Origin of the sequence: Sinorhizobium alkalisoli (assembly GCF_008932245.1) — a bacterium.
GTDB classification, from domain to species: domain Bacteria; phylum Pseudomonadota; class Alphaproteobacteria; order Rhizobiales; family Rhizobiaceae; genus Sinorhizobium; species Sinorhizobium alkalisoli.
In genome coordinates this window covers 1,057,434-1,075,914 of sequence record NZ_CP034910.1, presented here as the reverse complement: position 1 = coordinate 1,075,914, position 18,481 = coordinate 1,057,434, and the positions used below count along the sequence as shown (strand labels likewise).

The window sequence follows — 18,481 nt, the reverse complement described above, 5'->3', positions numbered from 1 at the left end:
AATCGCAGCGACGGCCATTAGTAATGAATGCTTGAATGTGTCTGAAACTGGAGCGGTGCGCGAGGCCGTTTGCCGAATGAGCGAATTTCTCATTAACATATCAGGCATGGGACCTGTCGCCGCTAGCTTGGAGACCTGGGCGAGTATAGCTTTGGCCGCAGCGCTGGGATTTGTTCTCGGTTTCGCGATGAATCGGGGATCGATCTGCACCGTCATCGCCACGAGGGAGTTGGTATCGGAGAGGAGGCCGGCACGTTTCATCGCTTTGATCGAATGCGCCGCCTGGGCGGCCCTCGTCTACGCCATCCTCGAAACGGCACCGATGATGCAGGAGGGTTGGTCGCCACTCGGCTACCTGATTCCCGCTGCCATTTTGCTTGGGCTCGGCAGTTATGTGAATGGCGCTTGTGTATTCGGGTCTGTTGGGCATATCGGAAATGGCGAAATCGGATTCGCATTCACGTTTTTCGGCATCTATGCTGTCCTATACATTGAATCCCTGTTTGATCTGCTTTCACATCAGCCACCGACAAGCACTCCCCCGTCGCTAGAGGCGGCGCTGCTCGCGCTTGTATTGTTGGCCATCGTAGCTCTGAGGCTCGGTTTCTCACGCAGATCCGAGTCAAATTTCCGGCAGTTGACGCTGGTGATGGGGGCGATCGGCATAACCTCTACGATCCTGGCGGTACTTGCGCCTGGGTTCTCGATCACTGCATCCGTTGGACCGATCGCTTCGATACCGGTCGCGGGCGTCTTGATTTCAGTCTGCATGTTCGGCGGCAGTATTGCCTCCGCAAGACTTAGCAAGCAAGGATTCATGCTGAAATGGCCGACGGCGGCGACCATACTCAAGAGAACGCTTGCGGGCATCCTCATGGGATTGGGTGCGCTCCTCATTCCCGGTGGGAACGACACGCTGCTGCTAATTGGTTTCCCCATTGGGGCCTGGCAGGCGGCGCTCGCCTACGTGATATTCGTTGCGACGCTGGCCGCACTCATTGTCAAATTCGGTTCAATGGCAAGACCTTGGTCATGACGCTGTTCCGCTGGCGAAAATGATAGTGAGCCATGTCGGGGCCATCACTCGGAACCCGATTTGTCCGCCGGCCCGCAAGGTGGCCGATGAAATGCCTGGAGCAATGTACCCGGAGGGCTTGCAGTCAACGTGGACTTGCGGCGCGGTCGCAACATCGTCGCCTCCCCACCTGGCTTGGATCGGCGATTGAAGCGATGCGTCCCTTAAGGTGGTATATGAGATACGAGGCCAAGGTCAGGAGCGTTAAATTTAATCGTACTGGGTCCAATTGAGGAGAAGATCGATGCGTGGCAAGTTGCACCCGCTGCTGGAAGAGGCGCTGGAAGCGCATGGCGGGTACGACCGCTGGCGCAAGTTTAAGGGTATTGCCTCAACCATACGGACCGGTGGAAAGCTATGGGAGCTGAAAGGCGCTCCTTTGATTCCTGTGCCGCGGCGTGCAACAAGCGAGTTTCGCCGCCAATGGACCCGGGTTACTCCCTTTGGAGAACCAGATTGGACGATGATCTGGACTCCCGAGCATGTGGAGATCAGCGCCGGAGACGGCTCGATTATCGCCGAGCGAGACAACGGACGTGAAGCGTTCGATCGCAGTTTCAACGGACAATGGGACCCGCTGAACCTCGCCTACTTCAACGGCTATGCCATGTGGACGTACCATGCGACGCCGTTTGTTTTCTGCGAGCCCGGCTATGAAGCTCGCGATGTTGCCCCGATCGAAAACGATGGTGAGACGCTTCGCGGAGTAGCGGTGCGCTTTCCCGAGGGCGTACACAGCCACACGCAAGAACAGCGCTTCTACTTCGACCCGGACGGCCTGCTGTGCCGTCACGATTATGAGGTTGACGTGTGGGCGGAAACGCCGGCTGCGCACTTTATATCTGATTACGTCGACGTTGAAGGGCTGAAGTACCCGACCCGCCGCAGCGTGTTCACACTCAAGCCGGATGGCAGTCTCGACCGCGATTTCAACGCCGTCACAATCGAGCTGTCGGATTACGCGCTGTTCTGACGCCTCCGGTACTGTGGCGTCCCGTGCAGCGACAACCTTCCGGTCCGCCAGATGGAACGCGACGAACGCTGCTCGGTCAAAAGGATGGTTGAGGCCAAAGCGCAGTTCAGCAGTGTTATCGACTGGATCATACGTGCCGATCGAAGGCGCCCTGACAGAGAAACGGCAGAGCCATCTCATTGGAACGAGTCACGGATCACTTTTATCGTCTCGTTCGGGCTTTGCAGGTGGGGGTAGTGACCGACGTTCGGAAGAAGCCGAAGCTGTGCCTTGATCTTTTCGGCTAACTCGATGCCCATTTCTTTTTTGATGTAAATGTCTTTCTCGCCCCAGATCACTTTAACGGGAGTCGCCAGCTTGTCTGTGTTGGCCTCGAAGTAGTTTTCGTCTCGCGTGAAGTTGGAATAATAGTAATAGAAGGCGTCCGCTGACGTTAGCCCGCCATGGTCCCATCCTCTGAACATGTCTTCCTTGACGTCCGGAGAAAGATCGAATTGTGCCTCTTCAGGTAAACCTCTCCTGTAGGCATTTTCCAGGATTTCCGCGCGTGTCTGGTTCATGTAGGCGCGTGTCTTGCCTGCCGATGGCTCTGACTTCAGGCTTTGTAAGCTCTCGTACATGTACTGCGGCCTGTTGAACGGCGCGAAATCGCCGACAATGATTTTTTTGGCGATGTCCGGTTTTTCCAGCGCCAGAAGGAGTGCCGGCAACGCTCCGATGTCCGTCGCGTAGATCGTGAGCTTGGACTCGTCGACCTTCGCCTTCTCGATGTAGTCGTGCAGGACGCGGGCGTATTCTTTCGGCGCGTAGGAGAATCTTTCGGCCGGAGGCCTCGAGGAAAGGCCGTAGCCGGGCCAATCGAAGGCGTGGACTTCATAGTCATCTGCGAGCGCAAGGGAGATATCCTTCCAGGCGCACAGGGTCTCTGGAAATCCATGGAGGAAGAGCACCGTCCCCTTCGGATTGGAGTTTTGCATCACCATCCTTCTAAGGGTGATGTCCGGGCTTATCTCGATGTACCCGATGTCCATGTTCTTCGATTGCGCAGAAGGATCCTCACATGCCCAGGCAATCGGAGAACTGAAAAGCAGGGCAAAGAACGCAGATAGCGATGGTCTGATCATGGCAGTCTCCTCGCCTGTGCCGTGTGCTGACTCATTGAACCACGCGGTCGACCAAAGCTTGCAGCCGGGGTCCGACCAGAAGGATCGCGGGAATGACGATGACGTATCCGATAGCCCAGGACCGCAGCCATGCGCCGGCGAACGTTTGAGAAAAACCGACGTTAAGGGCGAGAAGTACGAACGAGATGATCCCGGTTGTCACGATGCCCATCAACAGGGCGAAGGCGATTTTCCGTTTCAGGTGCATGTTCATTGGTTTCTCCAATTGCGCAAGGAACTCGGCCGCCATCACGTGAGGTCGAGGATCGTTCTTTCCACCGCAGGCATAACGGCAGTGCGGTGACCGACATTGCCCGTCAGTTGGGAGATCATCAGCCCCCCTTCGATCAGGGCGATCAGCGTAAGGGCGGTCTGTTCCGCGTCAACGCTCGCCCGGAACTCCCCGGCCGCAACGCCCGTCTCAATGACCGTGACGATGTTCTTCAGCCAGCCGTTGAAGGCGTCCATCGCCTTTTCCCGGAGATCAGGATGAGTGCCATCGGCCTCCACTGCCGTGTTCAGCAGAGGGCAACCTCCCTGGGGGAAATCGTGGGACTGGAGGTCTTGATACACGCCCACGAGGGCGAGCAGTCTGTCTTTGCTGGTGCTGCGCTTGTCCATTTCCGCGCGCACTGTCGTTTTCACCCGTTGCCAGTTATGCTCGAAGGCAGCCAAGGCGACCTCGTCCTTGTTGGCGAAGTTGCCATAGATGCTGCCTTTTGTAAGTCCCGTGGCTTCCGTCATGTCGGCGATCGACGTCCCGGCGTAGCCCTTCACGTTGAAGATGGGGGCTGTCTTTTCCACGATGAACTGTCGGGTTCTCTCAGATTTTTTCATGACCCAGAAATATACCGATCGGTATTTTTTGTCAATGCCGGTGCTGCCGGCACCTCGCAAACTGTTCCCGATGCGAAGGACAGGGGCTTTGTCTCAAGCGGGTGATCGCTGCCGCGATACCTTGCCTCGTTGAGCGCGCCGGCCGCCCCGCTCGCTGGGTGGGAGCCCGTGCGCCTCCCGCCATCAGAGGCCGCGCCTTCACGTGTCACGCGCCCTCTTCCCCAAAGTAATGCGTGCCGATCGGGCGCCGAGTTCGCTCCGTTGTTCCGTGATACATGCCGTTACAAAAGTCCGGCCGGGCGGACACAGCGTTAATACACATAGGCGCTCAAATGGCTGCACTGGCTCCGAACGAGCCTCGACCAAGTGCACGAAAGGATGACCATATGAAAACGTCTCGGATCATGGCGGCTGCGCTGCTGATCGTTGGAAGCGGATTGGCGCTGCAAGCGGCCAGGGCGCAGCAAGCGGGAATACAGCGCACTGATCTCGTGCAGCACGATCTCGGTACGCCTGGCCGCGAGGCGATCCAGGTGCGGGTCGACTTCGAACCCGGCGCAGTCTCCATCAAGCACTCTCATCCGGGCGAAGAAGTGGCCTATGTCCTCGAAGGCTCGCTGGAATATCGGCTCGAGGGCAGAGCGCCGGTCACGCTTCATGCCGGCGAAGCTTTGTTCATTCCGGACGGAGTGGCGCACGTGGCGAAGAATGTCGGCAGCGGCAAGGCATCGGAGCTTGCGACATATATCGTCGAGAAAGACACCCCGCTCGTCGTTCCGGCCAAATGAATCTTCCAACAAAAGTGCGAACCAGATGGAAGGAAGTACGAGAATGACGGCAGAGGAAACCGCCAACGCGTCCGCACTGTCCCGCCGCGCACTGCTCCTGAACGGAGCCGCGGTGGCAGCCTTTGCGGTGCTTGGGCCTGCGACGGCCCTCGCCCAAGCGGACGCAACGACTTTGGAGGCCGATGACATTCACCCCTTCCGCGTAGAGATCCCGGCGGCAGCGCTCCTCGACCTCCGCCAGCGCCTGGCCGCCACACGCTGGCCGGATCCGGAGACGGTCGATGACCGCGCTCAGGGCGTGCAGCTTGCGAAGCTTCAGTCACTCGTCCGCTACTGGGAAACGGGCTACGACTGGCGCAAGGCAGAAGCGAAACTGAATGCCTTTCCACAGTTTCTGACGAATATCGACGGCCTCGACATTCACTACGTCCATGTTCGCTCGCGTCATGCGAATGCCTTGCCCCTCATCATGACCCATGGCTGGCCCGGTTCGGTCTTCGAACTGCTGAAAGTCGTCGGTCCGCTGACCGATCCCACGGCTCATGGAGGGAACGCGGAGGAGGCCTTCCATCTCGTGCTTCCGTCCATTCCCGGCTTCGGCTTTTCCGAGAAACCGAAGGGCACTGGCTGGAACCCGGGCCGTATTGCCCGCGCCTGGGACGTACTCATGAAGCGCCTAGGGTACAGGGAGTACGTGTCACAGGGCGGTGATTGGGGTGCCATCATTTCTGATGCCATGGGCCGCCAGGCTCCTCCGGGTTTGCTTGGGATCCACGTCAACAGGATTGAGCGCGCGACCACCATCCCGCCGGATATTGCCAAGGCCCTGAGAAGCGGTGATCCTGCACCGGCGGATTTGACGGTCGAGGAACGAGCAGTGTTTGATGAGGCCATGGCATTCCTTAGTAAAGGCTTTGGCTATGCGGCAATCATGGGGACACGTCCGCAAACCATCGGTTACGGCCTTGCCGACTCGCCGGTCGGACTGGCGGCGTGGTTCTATGACAAGCTCGCTGACTGGGTGTTCACCCGCGGAGAACCGGAACGCGCGTTGAGCCGCGACGAGATCCTCGACAACATCACGCTTTACTGGCTGACGAACACCGGGACCTCGAGCGGCCGGATTTATTGGGAGAACAGCGCCGGCAACAGCAAGTTGGCCCCTATCGCGATCCCGGCGGCGGTGACGATTTTTCCCGGCGAAGTTTACAGACCGCCGAAGAGCTGGGCGGAACGGGTCTACACCAAGCTGATTTACTACAACCGCGTGGACAAAGGCGGCCACTTCGCCGCCTGGGAAGAGCCGGAGCTATTCAGCGCCGAACTCCGCGCCGCTTTCCGTCCATTGCGTCGACCCTAGACTTTGCTTCGTGACAGGCAGCGAACCGGTGAATACTGCTACCACGGCGTTCTCAGTTTGATAAGAAATGGCAGTCGAACGGTGGAGATTGCGTCATGGAGCACATCGATCACATCTTGGTCGTCGATGACGATCGAGAAATCCGGGAGCTCGTGTCGAGCTACCTGAAGAAGAACGGTCTGCGCGTTACCGCCGTCGCCGACGGGCGCCAGATGCGCGCGTTCCTCGAGGCCAACACGGTCGATCTCATTGTTCTCGACCTCATGATGCCAGGCGACGATGGGCTCGTTCTAAGCCGCGAGCTGCGGGTGGGAAAACACAAAGCGACACCGATTGTCATGCTGACCGCCCGCTCCGACGAGATGGATCGCATCATCGGGCTGGAAATGGGCGCGGATGACTACCTTGCCAAGCCGTTCTCGGCGCGCGAGTTGCTTGCCCGCATCAAGGCGGTCCTGCGGCGTGCGCGCATGCTGCCTCCAAACCTGCAGATCTCGGAGGCCGGCCAGGTACTGCGTTTCGGTGATTGGAAGCTTGATACGACCGCAAGGCACCTCATCGATGCCGACGGCACGGCCATTGCGCTGAGCGGCGCCGAATACCGGCTGCTGCGCGTCTTCGTCGACCACCCGCAACGCGTCCTCAACCGTGACCAACTGCTCAATCTGACACAGGGACGCGAGGCCGAACTCTTCGACCGCTCCATTGATCTCCTGGTCAGCCGCGTTCGCCAGCGCCTTGGCGACGATGCCCGCGAGCCTACCTATATCAAAACCGTCCGCAGCGAAGGCTATGTTTTCTCAACGCCGGTCGAAATCCTGGAGCCGCGTTGATGCCGCCCGCGGTTCTCAAAGGAATTCGTGTATGGCCGCGCACGCTCAGGGCGCGGCTCTTCATTATTCTTCTTGCGGGCTTGGCGATCGCTCACGCCATGTCGTTTGCGGTGCTGTTTTCGGAGCGCTACGTCGCCGCGAGGTCGGTGATGTTCAATACGCTCGAGAACGACGTCGCGACATCGATCGCTATCCTCGATCGGCTGCCTGCGGCCGAACGCGCCGGCTGGCTCGATCAACTCGCTCGCGGCTCCTATCGGTTCGTTCTGGGGCCGGGCATCCCCGGCACCCCTGTACTCAAGCCGGACGACGCCGAGGTGGCGTCGAAGATCCGGGGTGCAATAGGTGCAAAATACCCGATCAAGGTCGAATCGATCCCGGGGGCAGGCCGCCGTCTTCAGGCGCATCTGCGCTTGAGCGACGGCGAACCGCTGACGATAGACGTCACCCCAAGGGGCGTCATGCCTGTGGCCGACTGGCTGCCTTACGTGCTCCTCGCGCAGCTTTCCCTCCTGGTATTGTGCAGCTGGCTCGCCATGCGCCAGGCCATCCGTCCTCTTGCCAACCTGGCGAGAGCCGCCGACACTCTGGACCCGAACAGGAATACGCCGCGCCTCAGCGAGGCGGGGCCGACGGAAGTGGCTTATGCGGCCACGGCCTTCAACGCGATGCGCGATCGCATCGCCCAATATCTTGAGGAGCGCGTGCAGATTCTCGCGGCGATCTCGCATGATTTGCAAACGCCGATCACCCGCATGAAGCTCCGCGCCGAAATGGCCGAGGATTCCGTCTACAAAGACAAGCTCATTCAGGATCTCGGCGAAGTCGAACGCCTCGTCAAGGAAGGGGTCGCCTATGCGCGCAGCGCCCACGGCAAGGAGGAAAAAGCCTCACGCATCGATCTCGCCTCGTTCATCGAGAGTATCGCCTATGACTATCAGGACATCGGCAAGGCGGTTACGCTCGGCGATTTGGCAGACGGCGCAATCGTGACCCGGCCGCAGGCTTTGAAACGCATTCTCACGAACCTCATCGACAATGCGCTGAAATTTGCATGCAATGCCGATATCGAGGTGCAGCGCCGCGACGACGCCGTGATCATCAAAGTGCTCGATCGCGGCCCCGGCATTCCGGAAAGTCAGCTGGAAGCTGTCCTGAAGCCCTTCTTCCGCTTGGAGCAGTCCCGCAGCCGCGACACGGGTGGGACCGGCCTCGGTCTTGCAATCGCCCAACAGCTCGCGACCGCGATCGGCGCAACACTCACTCTGCGCAACCGCGAAGGTGGCGGCTTGGCGGCGGAAATCGCCCTCCCCCAGTAGACTAGACTAGGCCATGTACTCGAAAACGATCCTAGCCGATGACCGTAATCGACATGGACCCCAAGGCTGATCAATTTGACCAAGAAGTCGGTATCTGGACAACGATGGCATAGCTGCGGACCACCATTCAGGGTTGTCCAACGACATTATTGGCAAAGTGACGCAACCAAATTTTTGTTCGAGATTTGTTGCGCGCTTCATAGTCTCGGATTGCCTGGCCGAGATCGCCGAAAACCGGCGTTTCTTTGTCAGCGCCGATCTCGGTCAGCCGCATCGTATACCACGCGGTCACCCCGCCCTCCGGGGGATCGGAGAATTTGGGAAAGAACGGTTCAAGTTTCCGATCTGCTTTCCAGAGGTCGGGAAGTGAAGGCTCGAGGACGAGCGCGCGCGCAAGACCGACTATGTCAACCGCCCCATTTGCCACAGCGTCCTCGGCTTGCGCGCGCGTCTTGAAACCGCCTGTCAGCATAAGGGGCTTGGTCGTTACCGCGCGGGCGCGCTTTGCAAATTCGAGGAAGTAGGGTCCGCGTCCCGTTCCGTCGGAGGCAGACTTTGCTCCGGGGAAGTAAGTCCCGCCGCTAATGTCGATCAGGTCGACCGAAGACCGGTCCAGCGCCGCCACCACCTCAAGCGCGTCTTCCTTGTCGAACCCGCCCTCAAGCTGGTCTGAGGAATTGAGTTTCACGGCGATGGGAAAATCCGGGCCGACAGCTGCGCGGGTTGCTTCGATAGCCTCCAGCAGAGGACGCATGCGATTGGCGATTGCCCCTCCGTATTCGTCGCTGCGCTTGTTGAACAATGGCGAAAGGAATTGGCTGAGCAAGAATCCGTGCGCCGCATGAATTTGCACGCCGCCAAAACCGGCCTGCTGTGCCAACCAGGCTGTCCTCGCGAACTCCGACGGCAGTTGACGCATTTCGTCCAATGTCATTTCCGCGCAGCGCAGACCCGGCAGATCGAGGGCACTCGGGCCCTTGGGGTTACTCGTCGGCGCGTACGCTAGCGCTCCGGCGTGACCGAGTTGCAGCCAAAGCTTGGTGCCGTTTTCGCCGCCATGTCGGGCAAGTTCGCGGAACCGGTCAAGCTCGGAGGCCCCATCAAGTACCAGATTGCCGGGGTTCTCGGCGTAACCGGCGGTGAGCTGCACCTCACCGATTATGGATACGGCCAACCCACCTGCGGCCCAGCGCTGATACAGCCTGATCTGTTCGGCAGTCGGATGGCCGGTCCCGTCGCCTAAGGAATCCGACATCGCTGATTTCGCAATCCGATTTTTCAGGATTAGCCCGCAAGGCAGTTGCAGCGGTTCGAACAGATTTCCACAGCGTTGCATTTGAATTTCCACGACCAAAAGCTTTCATTTTTATCCGCGAAGTCTCTCGGCACCACCCATCGTCATCCGGCTCTGGTTCCGGGTTTATGAGTCGACGGCGTAGTCCCAAGACAGCAGGGCGGCCGAGCCCGCCCTGCTGCTGCAACTCTTCATTAGCCGCCAGCCGATCATGACGGCTCCGGCGCGCCAGTTTGCTCTCGGACCATGTAGTCGGCGTACCAGCTAGGCCAGTCCTCGTCCCGATGGCCGAGCTGCTTTTCGTATTCTCCGTGGGCGGCCTCGGCACGGCGGAACGCGCTCGCAAGATCAGCGACCGAGGCGAATGTCGTGGCGGCCGCATCGATGCGTCCGGGCAACCGCGCGGTGACCTCTTGGAGGAGCCAGCCATTACCATCCGGATCCCTGAAGGAGGCGTAGGAGCGGTAGCTGCGGCGGTCGGGATCAGTACCGTCGACCCGGAGCCGCCCGAACAGATAGGGCTCGTCGTCCCCGGCATGCTCGTTGCCCGCGTGGAACACTTCGCTGATGTCGACGCCGCGATGACGGAAGTCCTCGCGGGCGGCCTCGATGTCTGAGACGATGAGGTACAGTCCCTGGGCGGAGCCGGGTTCCGCGTCGGTGATATTCTTCCCGAAGATGACCGAGGCGCCGGATCCGGGCGGGGTGAACTGAATCACCCGGTAGTCGTCGCCGTCGGCGAATTCGGCATCGAGCCGCCAGCCGAGGCTACCGTAGAATTCCTTCGCGCGATCGACGTCCGATACGGGGACAACGATGACCTCGAGCTTCATGTCGAGCGGCCGCGCTCTCTCGCTCTCGTTGTCAGTGACCATGGCTTTTCTCCTTCTGTTTTGGTAGACGCGCACAGCGCCACCAGTGTTTCCCTCGTGCGTTAGCTCAGGCTTAGGAGCTCCTCGGTGAACACCTGTGGCTGTTCCGAAGCGCCGATATGGCTAAATCGCCCGAGTCCCTCCTTGGAACTCGTGGTATCTCGACGATGGCGCCCCCGATCAGAGGCTCTCGGGTCGGGAGCATCCTCTTCACCTCAGACGATGTTGATCGCGACCTCGATATTGCCGCGCGTGGCCTTGGAATAAGGGCAGGTCTGATGCGCCCTGTCGACCAGCGCCTGAGCGGTGTCGCGGTCGATGCCGGGCATGCTCACATTGAGGCGTGCCCCCAGGAAATAGCCGCCGGCGCCGTTGCCAAGATCCACTTCGGCATCCACCGCCAGATCGGCCGGCAGCGTCACCTTCCGCTCGCTTGCAGCCTTCCCTATCGCCCCGATGAAGCAGGCCGACCAACCGGCGGCGAAAAGCTGCTCCGGATTGGTCCCCGGCCGCGAACTGCCGGGTGACGAGAGCTTGACGTCCAGGCGTCCATCATTACTGCGGGATGCGCCGTCACGACCACCGGTGGTGTGCGTCTTGCCGGTGTAAAGTACCTTTTCGATCGCGGTCATAGTGTCCTTCCTTGCGACAGGGTTGATGACGCCGAGGCGCGATTGCCTTGTCCGACTGTCGAGGCACATATGCCGCTGCGCACGTGTATGGCATGTTTCGTGATGCGGCCGAAAAGTAAGCGAATGCTGGCAGAACGCGGAATGGACACACTGCGATACGAAACCGGTGCTACATCGTTTCCGTGCAGTTGAAAGAGTGAAATGATCTACTCTTTGGAACTACGCGAATTCCGTACGAAAAAACCGCTACGCCCTTTTTCCTGGAAACGCTGTTTGGAAGCGCACGCTAAAGCGCGCAGCAACTGGGGCCCTTCCCGATTAACTGGAAGGGCTCCGAGAAGTGTACAGCGACCTTTGTGGGCCTGGAAGACACACGGGCAAAAGTGATCAGAAACGATCGACGTCAACGACGGCCTGGGCAAAGGCCTGCGGTGCTTCCTGCGGCAGGTTATGGCCGATGCCGCCCGTAATCAGCCGATGCTCGTACTTGCCCGGGAACTTCTTGGCATAGGCTGCGGGCTCGGGATGCGGGGCGCCGTTGGCATCGCCCTCCAACGTGATCGTCGGAACGCCGATCAACGGGAATTTGGCGAGCCGTTCTTCCAGAACGTCATATTTCCGCTCGCCGTCGGCGAGGCTGATCCGCCAGCGGTAATTGTGGATCGTGATATCGACGTGATCCGGGTTCTCGAACGCCGCCGCGCTGCGGTTGAAGGTGGCATCGTCGAAACTCCATTTCGGCGATGCGAGCTGCCAGATGAGGCGCGCGAATTCCTTCCGGTTTCTCTCGTAGCCGGCGCGCCCGCGTTCGGTGGCGAAGTAGAACTGGTACCACCAGGCATGCTCGGCGCCGGGCGGCAGCGGCATCTTGTTGGCTTCACGGCTGCCGATCAGATAGCCGCTCACGGAAACCAGGGCCTTGCAGCGCTCCGGCCAGAGCGCGGCGATGATGTTGGCGGTCCGCGCTCCCCAGTCACATCCGGCGATGATCGCCTTCTCGATCCCTAGCGCATCCATCAAGGCGATGATGTCGGCGGCAATCGCCGATTGCTGGCCATTGCGCGGCGTGTCGGGCGACAGGAAACGCGTCGTCCCGTAGCCGCGCAGATAGGGGACGATCACCCGATAGCCGGCCGCCGCCAGCAGCGGCGCCACATCGAAATAGGTGTGGATGTCGTAGGGCCAGCCATGCAGAAGAATGACCGCCGGCGCTTCACCCGCACCGAGCTCGGCATAGCCGACATTCAGGACGCCGGCGTGGATCTGCTTGAGCGAGGCGAAGGACGTGCTCGTCCCAGGCGCGGTCGCGGGAATGCGGATCTGGCTCGCTGATTGCGCTTGGGCGATACTCGTCATGCCGAGCTGCACGGCAGCAACGGCCAGTGTCGCTATCCCGATGAAATGCCGCCGCGGGCGGTTGATTTCCTCTGTCATCGATTTTCCCCGACTGAATGAAGACAGCAGCAGATGCGGGCACCGACTTACCTCCACTGTGTCCGCCGTCGGTGTAATTTGAAAGCCTATGTCGAAATCAGGCGGGCAGACACATTGAGATACAATCTCATGCCGCGCGTCTGCGCCCGCCGAGGTCCGGGTGAAGCTTCCCATCCAAGCATTCATTCGGCAGCTTCCTGGCTGCCTATGCGCTCTCACGCGCATTCCGTCGGATCGTTTGGGGCGGCTGGCCAAGCGCGCGAAGAAAGGCCCGGCGCATGCGATCGCGATCGGCAAAGCCGGTTTCCTCGGCGATCACGTCCATGGAATGCCGGCCCTGCTCCATCATCAGCCGGGCCGCCTCCACCCGGAGATTCTCCACGGCCTTGGCGGGCGACTGTCCTGTCTCGGCCCGAAACGCACGGCTGAACTGGCGCGCACTCAATCCCGCCGCATCCGCCAGTTCTTCCACCGACAGGACGCTGCTGAGGTTTGCCTTGGCGTAGTCGATCGATCGCTGAATCCGGTCAGACTTCGGGTCGAGCTCGAGCAGCGCCGAGAACTGCGACTGGCCGCCGGCACGCCGATGATAGACGACAAGCTTGCGCGCGACCGAGCGAGCGACCTCCTGGCCGTGGTCCTTCTCGATCATCGCGAGCGCGAGATCGATGCTGGCGGTCATCCCGGCAGACGTCCATATGCTGCCGTCGACGATGAAGATGCGGTCCTCTTCGACCTTTACTGCCGGGAAGCGCTCCTGCAACTGGCGCGCAAAGGCCCAGTGCGTCGTTGCACGGCGCCCATCCAACAGGCCCGACTCCGCAAGCACGAAGGCGCCGGTACATGGCGCTGCCACCCTCCGCGCCGTTTCCAGCGCGTGACGCGCGAACTCGATCATTCCCGGCGTGATCGGCTCGATAGTCGTCCCGGCGCCGAACATCACGGTGTCATAAGGGGTATGGTCAAACGATTTCGTGAGGACGCCGAAGCCGGCTGACGACTTGACCTCTCCGCCCCTCTCCGAAAGCAACTCTATCTCATAGACCGGCTCACCAAGGGCGACGTTCGCCATCTCGAAGGCAGTGACCGCCGCGAAGCCCATGAGCTGGAATCTTGGAAAGACAACAAAGCCGATCCGATGCATGGTGCAATTCCCTGTCTGGAATTGCGGGATATACGATATTTGCGACATGGCATAAACCACTATTCCACGCCGTCACGAGCAGACTTCCCCACGCGGCGGCGGTTCATCCGGAGAGATCTTGACCGCGCGGCGTAGTGGCGGCGAACGGCCTATCGCAAAGACCGCCACGGTGCCGAGCATCAACATGATGGCGACGAGAAGAAAGCCATCTGCAAAAGCGTGCGCCCATGCCTGCCGTTGTGCTGCGGAAGCAATTTGCGAGGCCGCCCAGGCGCCAACATTGTCGGCCGCTCGGCTCGCAAGAGCTCCGAGACTGGAGATCCGATCTGCCCCGAGGGCGTCGTCGAGCGACGCGCTTTCGGCAAGGGCGCTGGAATGGAACTTCTGACGCTCGATGACGAAGTTCGAAATGAAGCCGATGCCGAGCGTCGTTCCGACCAGATTGCTTGCATTGAATACGAGCGATGCCGTCGGGAGGTCCGCAGGCTTAAGGCTCGCCGTGCCGACAACCATAGCCGGGGCCAAGAGCAAGAGCTGGCCCGCCGAATAGATGGCGAGCGCCTGCCAATACTGTTCACCGGCAGAGAACGCCGTGCCATTCACCATGAGCATTGTACCGACGGCCAGCAGGGCGACGCCCAGTCCCATTGTCACGCGCAGATCGAACAGATGCAGGAACCACCAGACCAGCGGGAGAACGATCAACTGCGCCGCCGCCGCCCACAGCATCAGTTCGGCGACTTCGAGCGGGCGATAGCCTTGCACGATCCCAAGGAACTGCGGCACCAGATAGGAGCTTACCACCAGGCCGGCACGCAACAGGAAATTGAGTCCTATCGGAATGCCGAAACTCCGAGTGACAAGCAACCTCGGCGTTATAAACGGCAGCTGGGAAAAGCGGATCGCGAATATTATGCCGACCCAGGCCGCGACGGATACGAGCGTGCCCCAAACGATGATTTCGCTGTCGAACCAGAACCGGCGCGTGCCTTGATTGAGGACCAGCACCAGGCTCGTCAGGCCAAGCGACAACAGCGTAATGGTCACCCAATCGGCCTTGAGCGCCGACCAGCTGGACGCTTTGTGCGGTACCCATAGACGGGCGGCAAACGCCAGCAGCGCGCCGATAGCCCCCTGAATCAGGAATAGAGCTCTCCAGCCGAAACTGTCCTCGACGAAACCGGAGACCACAGGCCCTGCCGTTCCGGCAAAGAGGAGCGCAAATGCCAGGATGATGACTGCATAGGGCAGTCGCGGGCCGCCGGCGACCATAAAGATTGCCACGAACGCCGCAGGCCCGAACCCGCCCGCTGCGAAGCCCTGCACACAACGGAAAGCAATCATGGTGCCGACGTCGGTCGTTATCGCACAGGCGATCGCCGCACCTGCGAACAAAATTGAACTTACAACCAGATAACGGCCGATGCTCAATGCCCCAATCAACAGGCCAGACGTTACGACCCCGACGCAACTGCCCATGATATAGGAGGTGAGTATCCAGGAGCCCTCGTCCGCGGTGGAAGAAAGACCTCCCTGAATATCGGCGATGTTGGTCGATGCGAACTGCGCTGACAGGTTCACCAGGAATGATCCCGCCAAACCCGTGGCAAGGAACAGCGCATTTCTAACCGTCAAAGCTGGCGTGCTCATTTCAGATCTCCCTTACCGCCGCCGCAGCGCCGCCCGATTATCGAGCCGGCAGGTCAGACGCCTGGAAGGACGTCGGAACGCACGTGCCGGCCCGTTGCTCTCGGACTGCGCTTTAACTGATCCCGGCTCGGTAGCGGGTTGCAGGCACGTTGAGGGAAAGGTTCGGGATAAGCTTCTGGCGCGCCGCTTCGTAGGCATCCCAATCGGCGGCATCGGGCAGTGAAGGAATGGTGATCCGCTCTCCGAAATCGAAACCGGCGAGCGCGGCATCCACCATGTCCTCTGCGGGCATGACGATCTCGCTCGGCACGTGCTCCAAGGGCGTGCCGGCTATGCCCCAGAAATCGGTCGCCGTTGCGCCCGGGAGTACTGCCTGTACGCGGATATTTCTGTCGGCAAGTTCCTTCTGGAGCGACAGGGTGAAGGCAAGCACGAAAGCCTTGCTGCCGCCGTAGACGCCGTTCAGCACCTCCGGCGCGATGCCGACAATCGAAGCAATATTGATGATCGCGCCGCCGCCACGTTCAACGAAACCGGGGACCGCTGCATAGGTCAGCCGCGTGAGCGCATTGACGTTGAGCGTGATCATCTCTTCCATCTTGTCGACATCGGATGCGAGCAGCGGCGCGGTCGCACCGACGCCGGCATTGTTGACGAGTAGGGTGATGCTGGCGTCGTCGTGAAGCACCTTCTCGACGCGGCCCAGGTCAGCCTTGTTGCCGAGGTCTGCCGCAATCACCTCGATGGCGCGGCCGGTCTCGTCGGTCAGGCGCTTGGCCAGTTCATCGAGGCGGGCATGGCTGCGGGCGACGAGGATCAGATCATATCCCCTCCGCGCGAGGCGATTGGCATAAATCGCGCCGATGCCGGAGGAAGCGCCGGTGATCAGCGCGGTGCCTTTCGAATGCTGGGTCATGACAGGCTCCATTCGTTTTGAGTTTGGAGCCGCCATAGTAGGGGCAAAGTGCAATGTCTCAAATGTCATATATCCGGCATTTTAGGCCATGCTCTCACCAAGGGGGGGGTAGCAGGCCCGTTATTATCTGGCCAGCCATCAGGGGGACTGTTGCGGTTGGTTTCAGGTTTTGCCGGCACCGCACTCGCATCTGCCGGCGACATCGGCCTGGCGAATAGCGTCGCGACTGCGGACGGCTTTCGCGGATCGGTGTCCCAGGCACAAGGCGCGGCAGCGAGCCCGATGATTGCAATGATCATCACAAATTTGCGCATCAGACCTCTCCTCTTTTACTGACCATAGTGATTGTGATGTTCACGAAGTTCCGGATCGACCCACGGGCCGCATTCTTCACTGTTCGAGTTTCCTGTCGCTCATCCGAACGTGAAAACGAAGACTTCCGCGCCCGGATCGAGGAAGCGGATCTCGAAAGTGCGCTCTCGCACTTCACCCGACTGGCGCACGAGCTGGTAGAGGCGCGTCTCGCTCACCGTTCCGCTGCCGTCGGGGCCGATATCCGAACCGTGATGTGGACCCGGAGCGCCGCCGTCGACCGTCACCTGAAAACGGATCTGCCTGCCTCTCACCCCTGGGCCGAGGACGAGGTGCAGGTCGCGCGCGCTGAACCTGTACGTGACTGATCCCCCAGAGCGATTGATTGTCGCCTGCTCGGCGCCGACGGTCCAGTTGCCAGCGAGGCCCCACTGATTGAGGCGCGGCTTTCCGACTGTGTAGTCGCGCGCCTCATCGGCTGCTACACCTTCGGGCGACACGAAATTGCCGGCGCGCATGTAGCCGACATAGTCCTCGCCGGACTGGAGGTTGGCGAAATCGGGGGCTGCTTCGGCGCCCTTGGCATCGGGCGTCACAAGGCCGCCATCACCCCTGCGGCTGCCTGCTGCTTCCGCCAGTAATTCCTGAAGGACGCGCTCCGACTGCGCGTAATCACCCTCGCCGAAGTGATGGTGCCTGATCCGTCCTTCTGCATCGATGAAATAGTGCGCCGGCCAATAACTGTTCCCGAAGGCGCGCCAGATCGCATAGTCGTTGTCAATCGCGACGGGATAGCTGATCCCGAAATCGCGGACTGCCCGCTTGACGTTGTCGATACGTTTTTCGAAGGCGAATTCAGGTGCATGCACGCCGATCACCACCAGCCCCTGGTTCCGGTACTTCTCAGCCCAGGCTCGAACATAGGGCACCGTTCGGATGCAGTTGATGCAGGAGTACGTCCAGAAATCGACGAGCACGACCTTGCCGCGCAGTTGCTTGACCGTCAGCGGCTCGGAGTTGAGCCACGTTACGGCGCCCTCCAGCGGCGGGAAGGCCCCTTCGACCGGTAGGTTGCTACGATAGGTCTGCTGCTGAAAATCCGTGACTGGTGCGGCACGATGGCTCGCCGTCGCTTGGGAGGAGCGGCCGCGGAGCCGGTTCAGGAGCGACTGTTCGAGGCTCGTCGTGCCCGCATAGGACAGGCGCGCAAGCAGCCCCGTGTCGAGGCCGAGCGCAATTGCCATGACGCCCGCCAGCACCGCGATACCGAGGCCTTGGCGAAGACGCTCGCCGAGACCGAACGACCGCTTCATCGAGGCGAATACCTTGCCGCCGACGAGCACAGCCAGCGCCAGCGAAGTAGCCGCGCCCGCAGCGTAGGCTACCAGCAGAAGTGTCGTCCCAACGTTCGCCCCATGGAGCGCGGCGCCGGTCAGGACCAGCCCCAGAATCGGGCCGGCGCAGGGCGCCCAAAGAAGTCCGGTTGCGACGCCGAGAAGCAGGGATGCTCCGACGCTCGCCTTCGCGGCCGCCCTTTGGAAGAGGCGGTTGCCAAGCGCGACTGCCGGACGAGTGACCACCGCCGCGATCCGGGGCGAAAGCAGCATTAAGCCGAAAACCGCGAGCACAACAATTGCTGCATATCGGCCGGCTTCGTTCGCCTGCACCGCCCAATCCCCACCAATAGCGGCAAGCGTTGCCACACCCGCGAATGTCACCACTTTGCCTAGGAGCATCGGAAGAATACTTCTCGCGAATGGCTGACCAGCTCGAGAAAACACGAAAGGCAAGACCGGAAGGATGCAGGGGCTGACAATCGTCAGCACGCCGGCAAGATAGGCAATAATGAACAGGATCATCGTCGTCCCTCTGCAGAGGA

Annotated in this window: 17 protein-coding genes; 6 read left to right on the top strand and 11 right to left on the bottom strand. The window is 60.6% G+C overall.

Annotated elements, in window-relative coordinates:
* Positions 1 to 76: 76 nt before the first annotated feature.
* Together EKH55_RS22710 and EKH55_RS22700 are read left to right on the top strand one after the other, a co-directional pair.
* Positions 77 to 1,036 carry a YeeE/YedE thiosulfate transporter family protein gene (locus EKH55_RS22710; RefSeq protein ID WP_151613252.1) on the top strand — a complete coding sequence of 320 codons (960 nt, stop codon included), beginning with the start codon at positions 77 to 79 and terminating at the stop codon, positions 1,034 to 1,036.
* Positions 1,037 to 1,319: 283 nt separating this feature from the next.
* On the top strand, positions 1,320 to 2,048 hold the full coding sequence (locus tag EKH55_RS22700) for a hypothetical protein (RefSeq protein WP_192803790.1): 729 nt from the start codon (positions 1,320 to 1,322) through the stop codon (positions 2,046 to 2,048).
* 176 nt (positions 2,049 to 2,224) lie between these two features.
* On the opposite strand, the gene EKH55_RS22695 is transcribed toward EKH55_RS22700, so the two are convergent.
* Genes EKH55_RS22695 through EKH55_RS22685 form a run of 3 tightly spaced genes read right to left on the bottom strand, consistent with a single transcriptional unit; the run spans position 2,225 to position 4,015 of the window.
* A complete protein-coding gene (locus tag EKH55_RS22695) occupies positions 2,225 to 3,172 on the bottom strand; it encodes an alpha/beta fold hydrolase (protein ID WP_151613251.1) in 948 nt (315 codons plus the stop codon).
* A gap of 31 nt (positions 3,173 to 3,203) precedes the next feature.
* On the bottom strand, positions 3,204 to 3,425 hold the full coding sequence (locus tag EKH55_RS22690; RefSeq protein ID WP_192803789.1) for a DUF2798 domain-containing protein: 222 nt from the start codon (positions 3,423 to 3,425) through the stop codon (positions 3,204 to 3,206).
* A gap of 35 nt (positions 3,426 to 3,460) precedes the next feature.
* The gene (locus EKH55_RS22685) at positions 3,461 to 4,015 is read right to left on the bottom strand and encodes a TetR/AcrR family transcriptional regulator (RefSeq protein WP_210249913.1); all 555 of its coding nucleotides are present in this window, start codon (positions 4,013 to 4,015) and stop codon (positions 3,461 to 3,463) included.
* A gap of 419 nt (positions 4,016 to 4,434) precedes the next feature.
* On the opposite strand from EKH55_RS22685, the gene EKH55_RS22680 reads away from it, so the two are divergent.
* The 4 genes from EKH55_RS22680 (at position 4,435) to EKH55_RS22660 (ending at position 8,348) form a co-directional block, all read left to right on the top strand.
* Entirely contained in the window at positions 4,435 to 4,836 is a 402-nt protein-coding gene (locus EKH55_RS22680) for a cupin domain-containing protein (RefSeq protein ID WP_151613250.1), read from the top strand.
* Between the two features lie 43 nt (positions 4,837 to 4,879).
* Positions 4,880 to 6,196, top strand: coding sequence for an epoxide hydrolase family protein (locus EKH55_RS22675; protein ID WP_427915848.1), 1,317 nt, complete (start codon positions 4,880 to 4,882; stop codon positions 6,194 to 6,196).
* Between the two features lie 95 nt (positions 6,197 to 6,291).
* A complete protein-coding gene (locus EKH55_RS22665) occupies positions 6,292 to 7,029 on the top strand; it encodes a response regulator (RefSeq protein WP_151613248.1) in 738 nt (245 codons plus the stop codon).
* Complete coding sequence (locus EKH55_RS22660; protein WP_427915847.1) at positions 7,029 to 8,348, top strand: ATP-binding protein; 1,320 nt, start codon at positions 7,029 to 7,031, stop codon at positions 8,346 to 8,348. The genes EKH55_RS22665 and EKH55_RS22660 overlap by 1 nt, the downstream gene beginning before the upstream one ends.
* A gap of 127 nt (positions 8,349 to 8,475) precedes the next feature.
* Here EKH55_RS22660 and EKH55_RS22655 read toward each other — a convergent pair whose 3' ends face one another.
* The 8 genes from EKH55_RS22655 to EKH55_RS22615 form a co-directional block, all read right to left on the bottom strand.
* Positions 8,476 to 9,696: an NADH:flavin oxidoreductase/NADH oxidase family protein gene (locus EKH55_RS22655; protein WP_246232000.1), complete on the bottom strand. Its 1,221-nt coding sequence runs from the start codon at positions 9,694 to 9,696 to the stop codon at positions 8,476 to 8,478.
* A 155-nt stretch (positions 9,697 to 9,851) separates the two neighbouring features.
* Positions 9,852 to 10,517, bottom strand: a complete 666-nt coding sequence (locus tag EKH55_RS22650) for a VOC family protein (protein ID WP_151613246.1) — start codon at positions 10,515 to 10,517, stop codon at positions 9,852 to 9,854.
* A gap of 212 nt (positions 10,518 to 10,729) precedes the next feature.
* Complete coding sequence (locus EKH55_RS22645; protein WP_151613245.1) at positions 10,730 to 11,146, bottom strand: organic hydroperoxide resistance protein; 417 nt, start codon at positions 11,144 to 11,146, stop codon at positions 10,730 to 10,732.
* A 387-nt stretch (positions 11,147 to 11,533) separates the two neighbouring features.
* Positions 11,534 to 12,580 carry an alpha/beta fold hydrolase gene (locus tag EKH55_RS22640; RefSeq protein ID WP_151613244.1) on the bottom strand — a complete coding sequence of 349 codons (1,047 nt, stop codon included), beginning with the start codon at positions 12,578 to 12,580 and terminating at the stop codon, positions 11,534 to 11,536.
* A 205-nt stretch (positions 12,581 to 12,785) separates the two neighbouring features.
* Positions 12,786 to 13,724 carry a GlxA family transcriptional regulator gene (locus EKH55_RS22635; protein WP_151613243.1) on the bottom strand — a complete coding sequence of 313 codons (939 nt, stop codon included), beginning with the start codon at positions 13,722 to 13,724 and terminating at the stop codon, positions 12,786 to 12,788.
* 72 nt (positions 13,725 to 13,796) lie between these two features.
* A complete protein-coding gene (locus EKH55_RS22630; protein ID WP_151613242.1) occupies positions 13,797 to 15,374 on the bottom strand; it encodes an MFS transporter in 1,578 nt (525 codons plus the stop codon).
* 112 nt (positions 15,375 to 15,486) lie between these two features.
* Positions 15,487 to 16,290 (bottom strand): SDR family NAD(P)-dependent oxidoreductase, encoded by an 804-nt coding sequence (locus EKH55_RS22625; protein ID WP_151613241.1) that lies wholly within the window; start codon positions 16,288 to 16,290, stop codon positions 15,487 to 15,489.
* 413 nt (positions 16,291 to 16,703) lie between these two features.
* A complete protein-coding gene (locus EKH55_RS22615) occupies positions 16,704 to 18,461 on the bottom strand; it encodes a cytochrome c biogenesis protein DipZ (RefSeq protein ID WP_151613239.1) in 1,758 nt (585 codons plus the stop codon).
* Positions 18,462 to 18,481 lie beyond the last annotated feature (20 nt).

Coding starts and splice junctions, on each gene's coding strand:
- EKH55_RS22645 (WP_151613245.1), bottom strand. CDS start 11,146: ATGACCGCGATCGAAAAGGTACTTTACACCGGCAAGACGCACACCACC.
- EKH55_RS22690 (WP_192803789.1), bottom strand. CDS start 3,425: ATGAACATGCACCTGAAACGGAAAATCGCCTTCGCCCTGTTGATGGGC.
- EKH55_RS22650 (WP_151613246.1), bottom strand. CDS start 10,517: ATGGTCACTGACAACGAGAGCGAGAGAGCGCGGCCGCTCGACATGAAG.
- EKH55_RS22660 (WP_427915847.1), top strand. CDS start 7,029: ATGCCGCCCGCGGTTCTCAAAGGAATTCGTGTATGGCCGCGCACGCTC.
- EKH55_RS22695 (WP_151613251.1), bottom strand. CDS start 3,172: ATGATCAGACCATCGCTATCTGCGTTCTTTGCCCTGCTTTTCAGTTCT.
- EKH55_RS22710 (WP_151613252.1), top strand. CDS start 77: ATGAGCGAATTTCTCATTAACATATCAGGCATGGGACCTGTCGCCGCT.
- EKH55_RS22665 (WP_151613248.1), top strand. CDS start 6,292: ATGGAGCACATCGATCACATCTTGGTCGTCGATGACGATCGAGAAATC.
- EKH55_RS22680 (WP_151613250.1), top strand. CDS start 4,435: ATGAAAACGTCTCGGATCATGGCGGCTGCGCTGCTGATCGTTGGAAGC.
- EKH55_RS22625 (WP_151613241.1), bottom strand. CDS start 16,290: ATGACCCAGCATTCGAAAGGCACCGCGCTGATCACCGGCGCTTCCTCC.
- EKH55_RS22635 (WP_151613243.1), bottom strand. CDS start 13,724: ATGCATCGGATCGGCTTTGTTGTCTTTCCAAGATTCCAGCTCATGGGC.
- EKH55_RS22640 (WP_151613244.1), bottom strand. CDS start 12,580: ATGACAGAGGAAATCAACCGCCCGCGGCGGCATTTCATCGGGATAGCG.
- EKH55_RS22675 (WP_427915848.1), top strand. CDS start 4,880: ATGACGGCAGAGGAAACCGCCAACGCGTCCGCACTGTCCCGCCGCGCA.
- EKH55_RS22615 (WP_151613239.1), bottom strand. CDS start 18,461: ATGATCCTGTTCATTATTGCCTATCTTGCCGGCGTGCTGACGATTGTC.
- EKH55_RS22630 (WP_151613242.1), bottom strand. CDS start 15,374: ATGAGCACGCCAGCTTTGACGGTTAGAAATGCGCTGTTCCTTGCCACG.
- EKH55_RS22700 (WP_192803790.1), top strand. CDS start 1,320: ATGCGTGGCAAGTTGCACCCGCTGCTGGAAGAGGCGCTGGAAGCGCAT.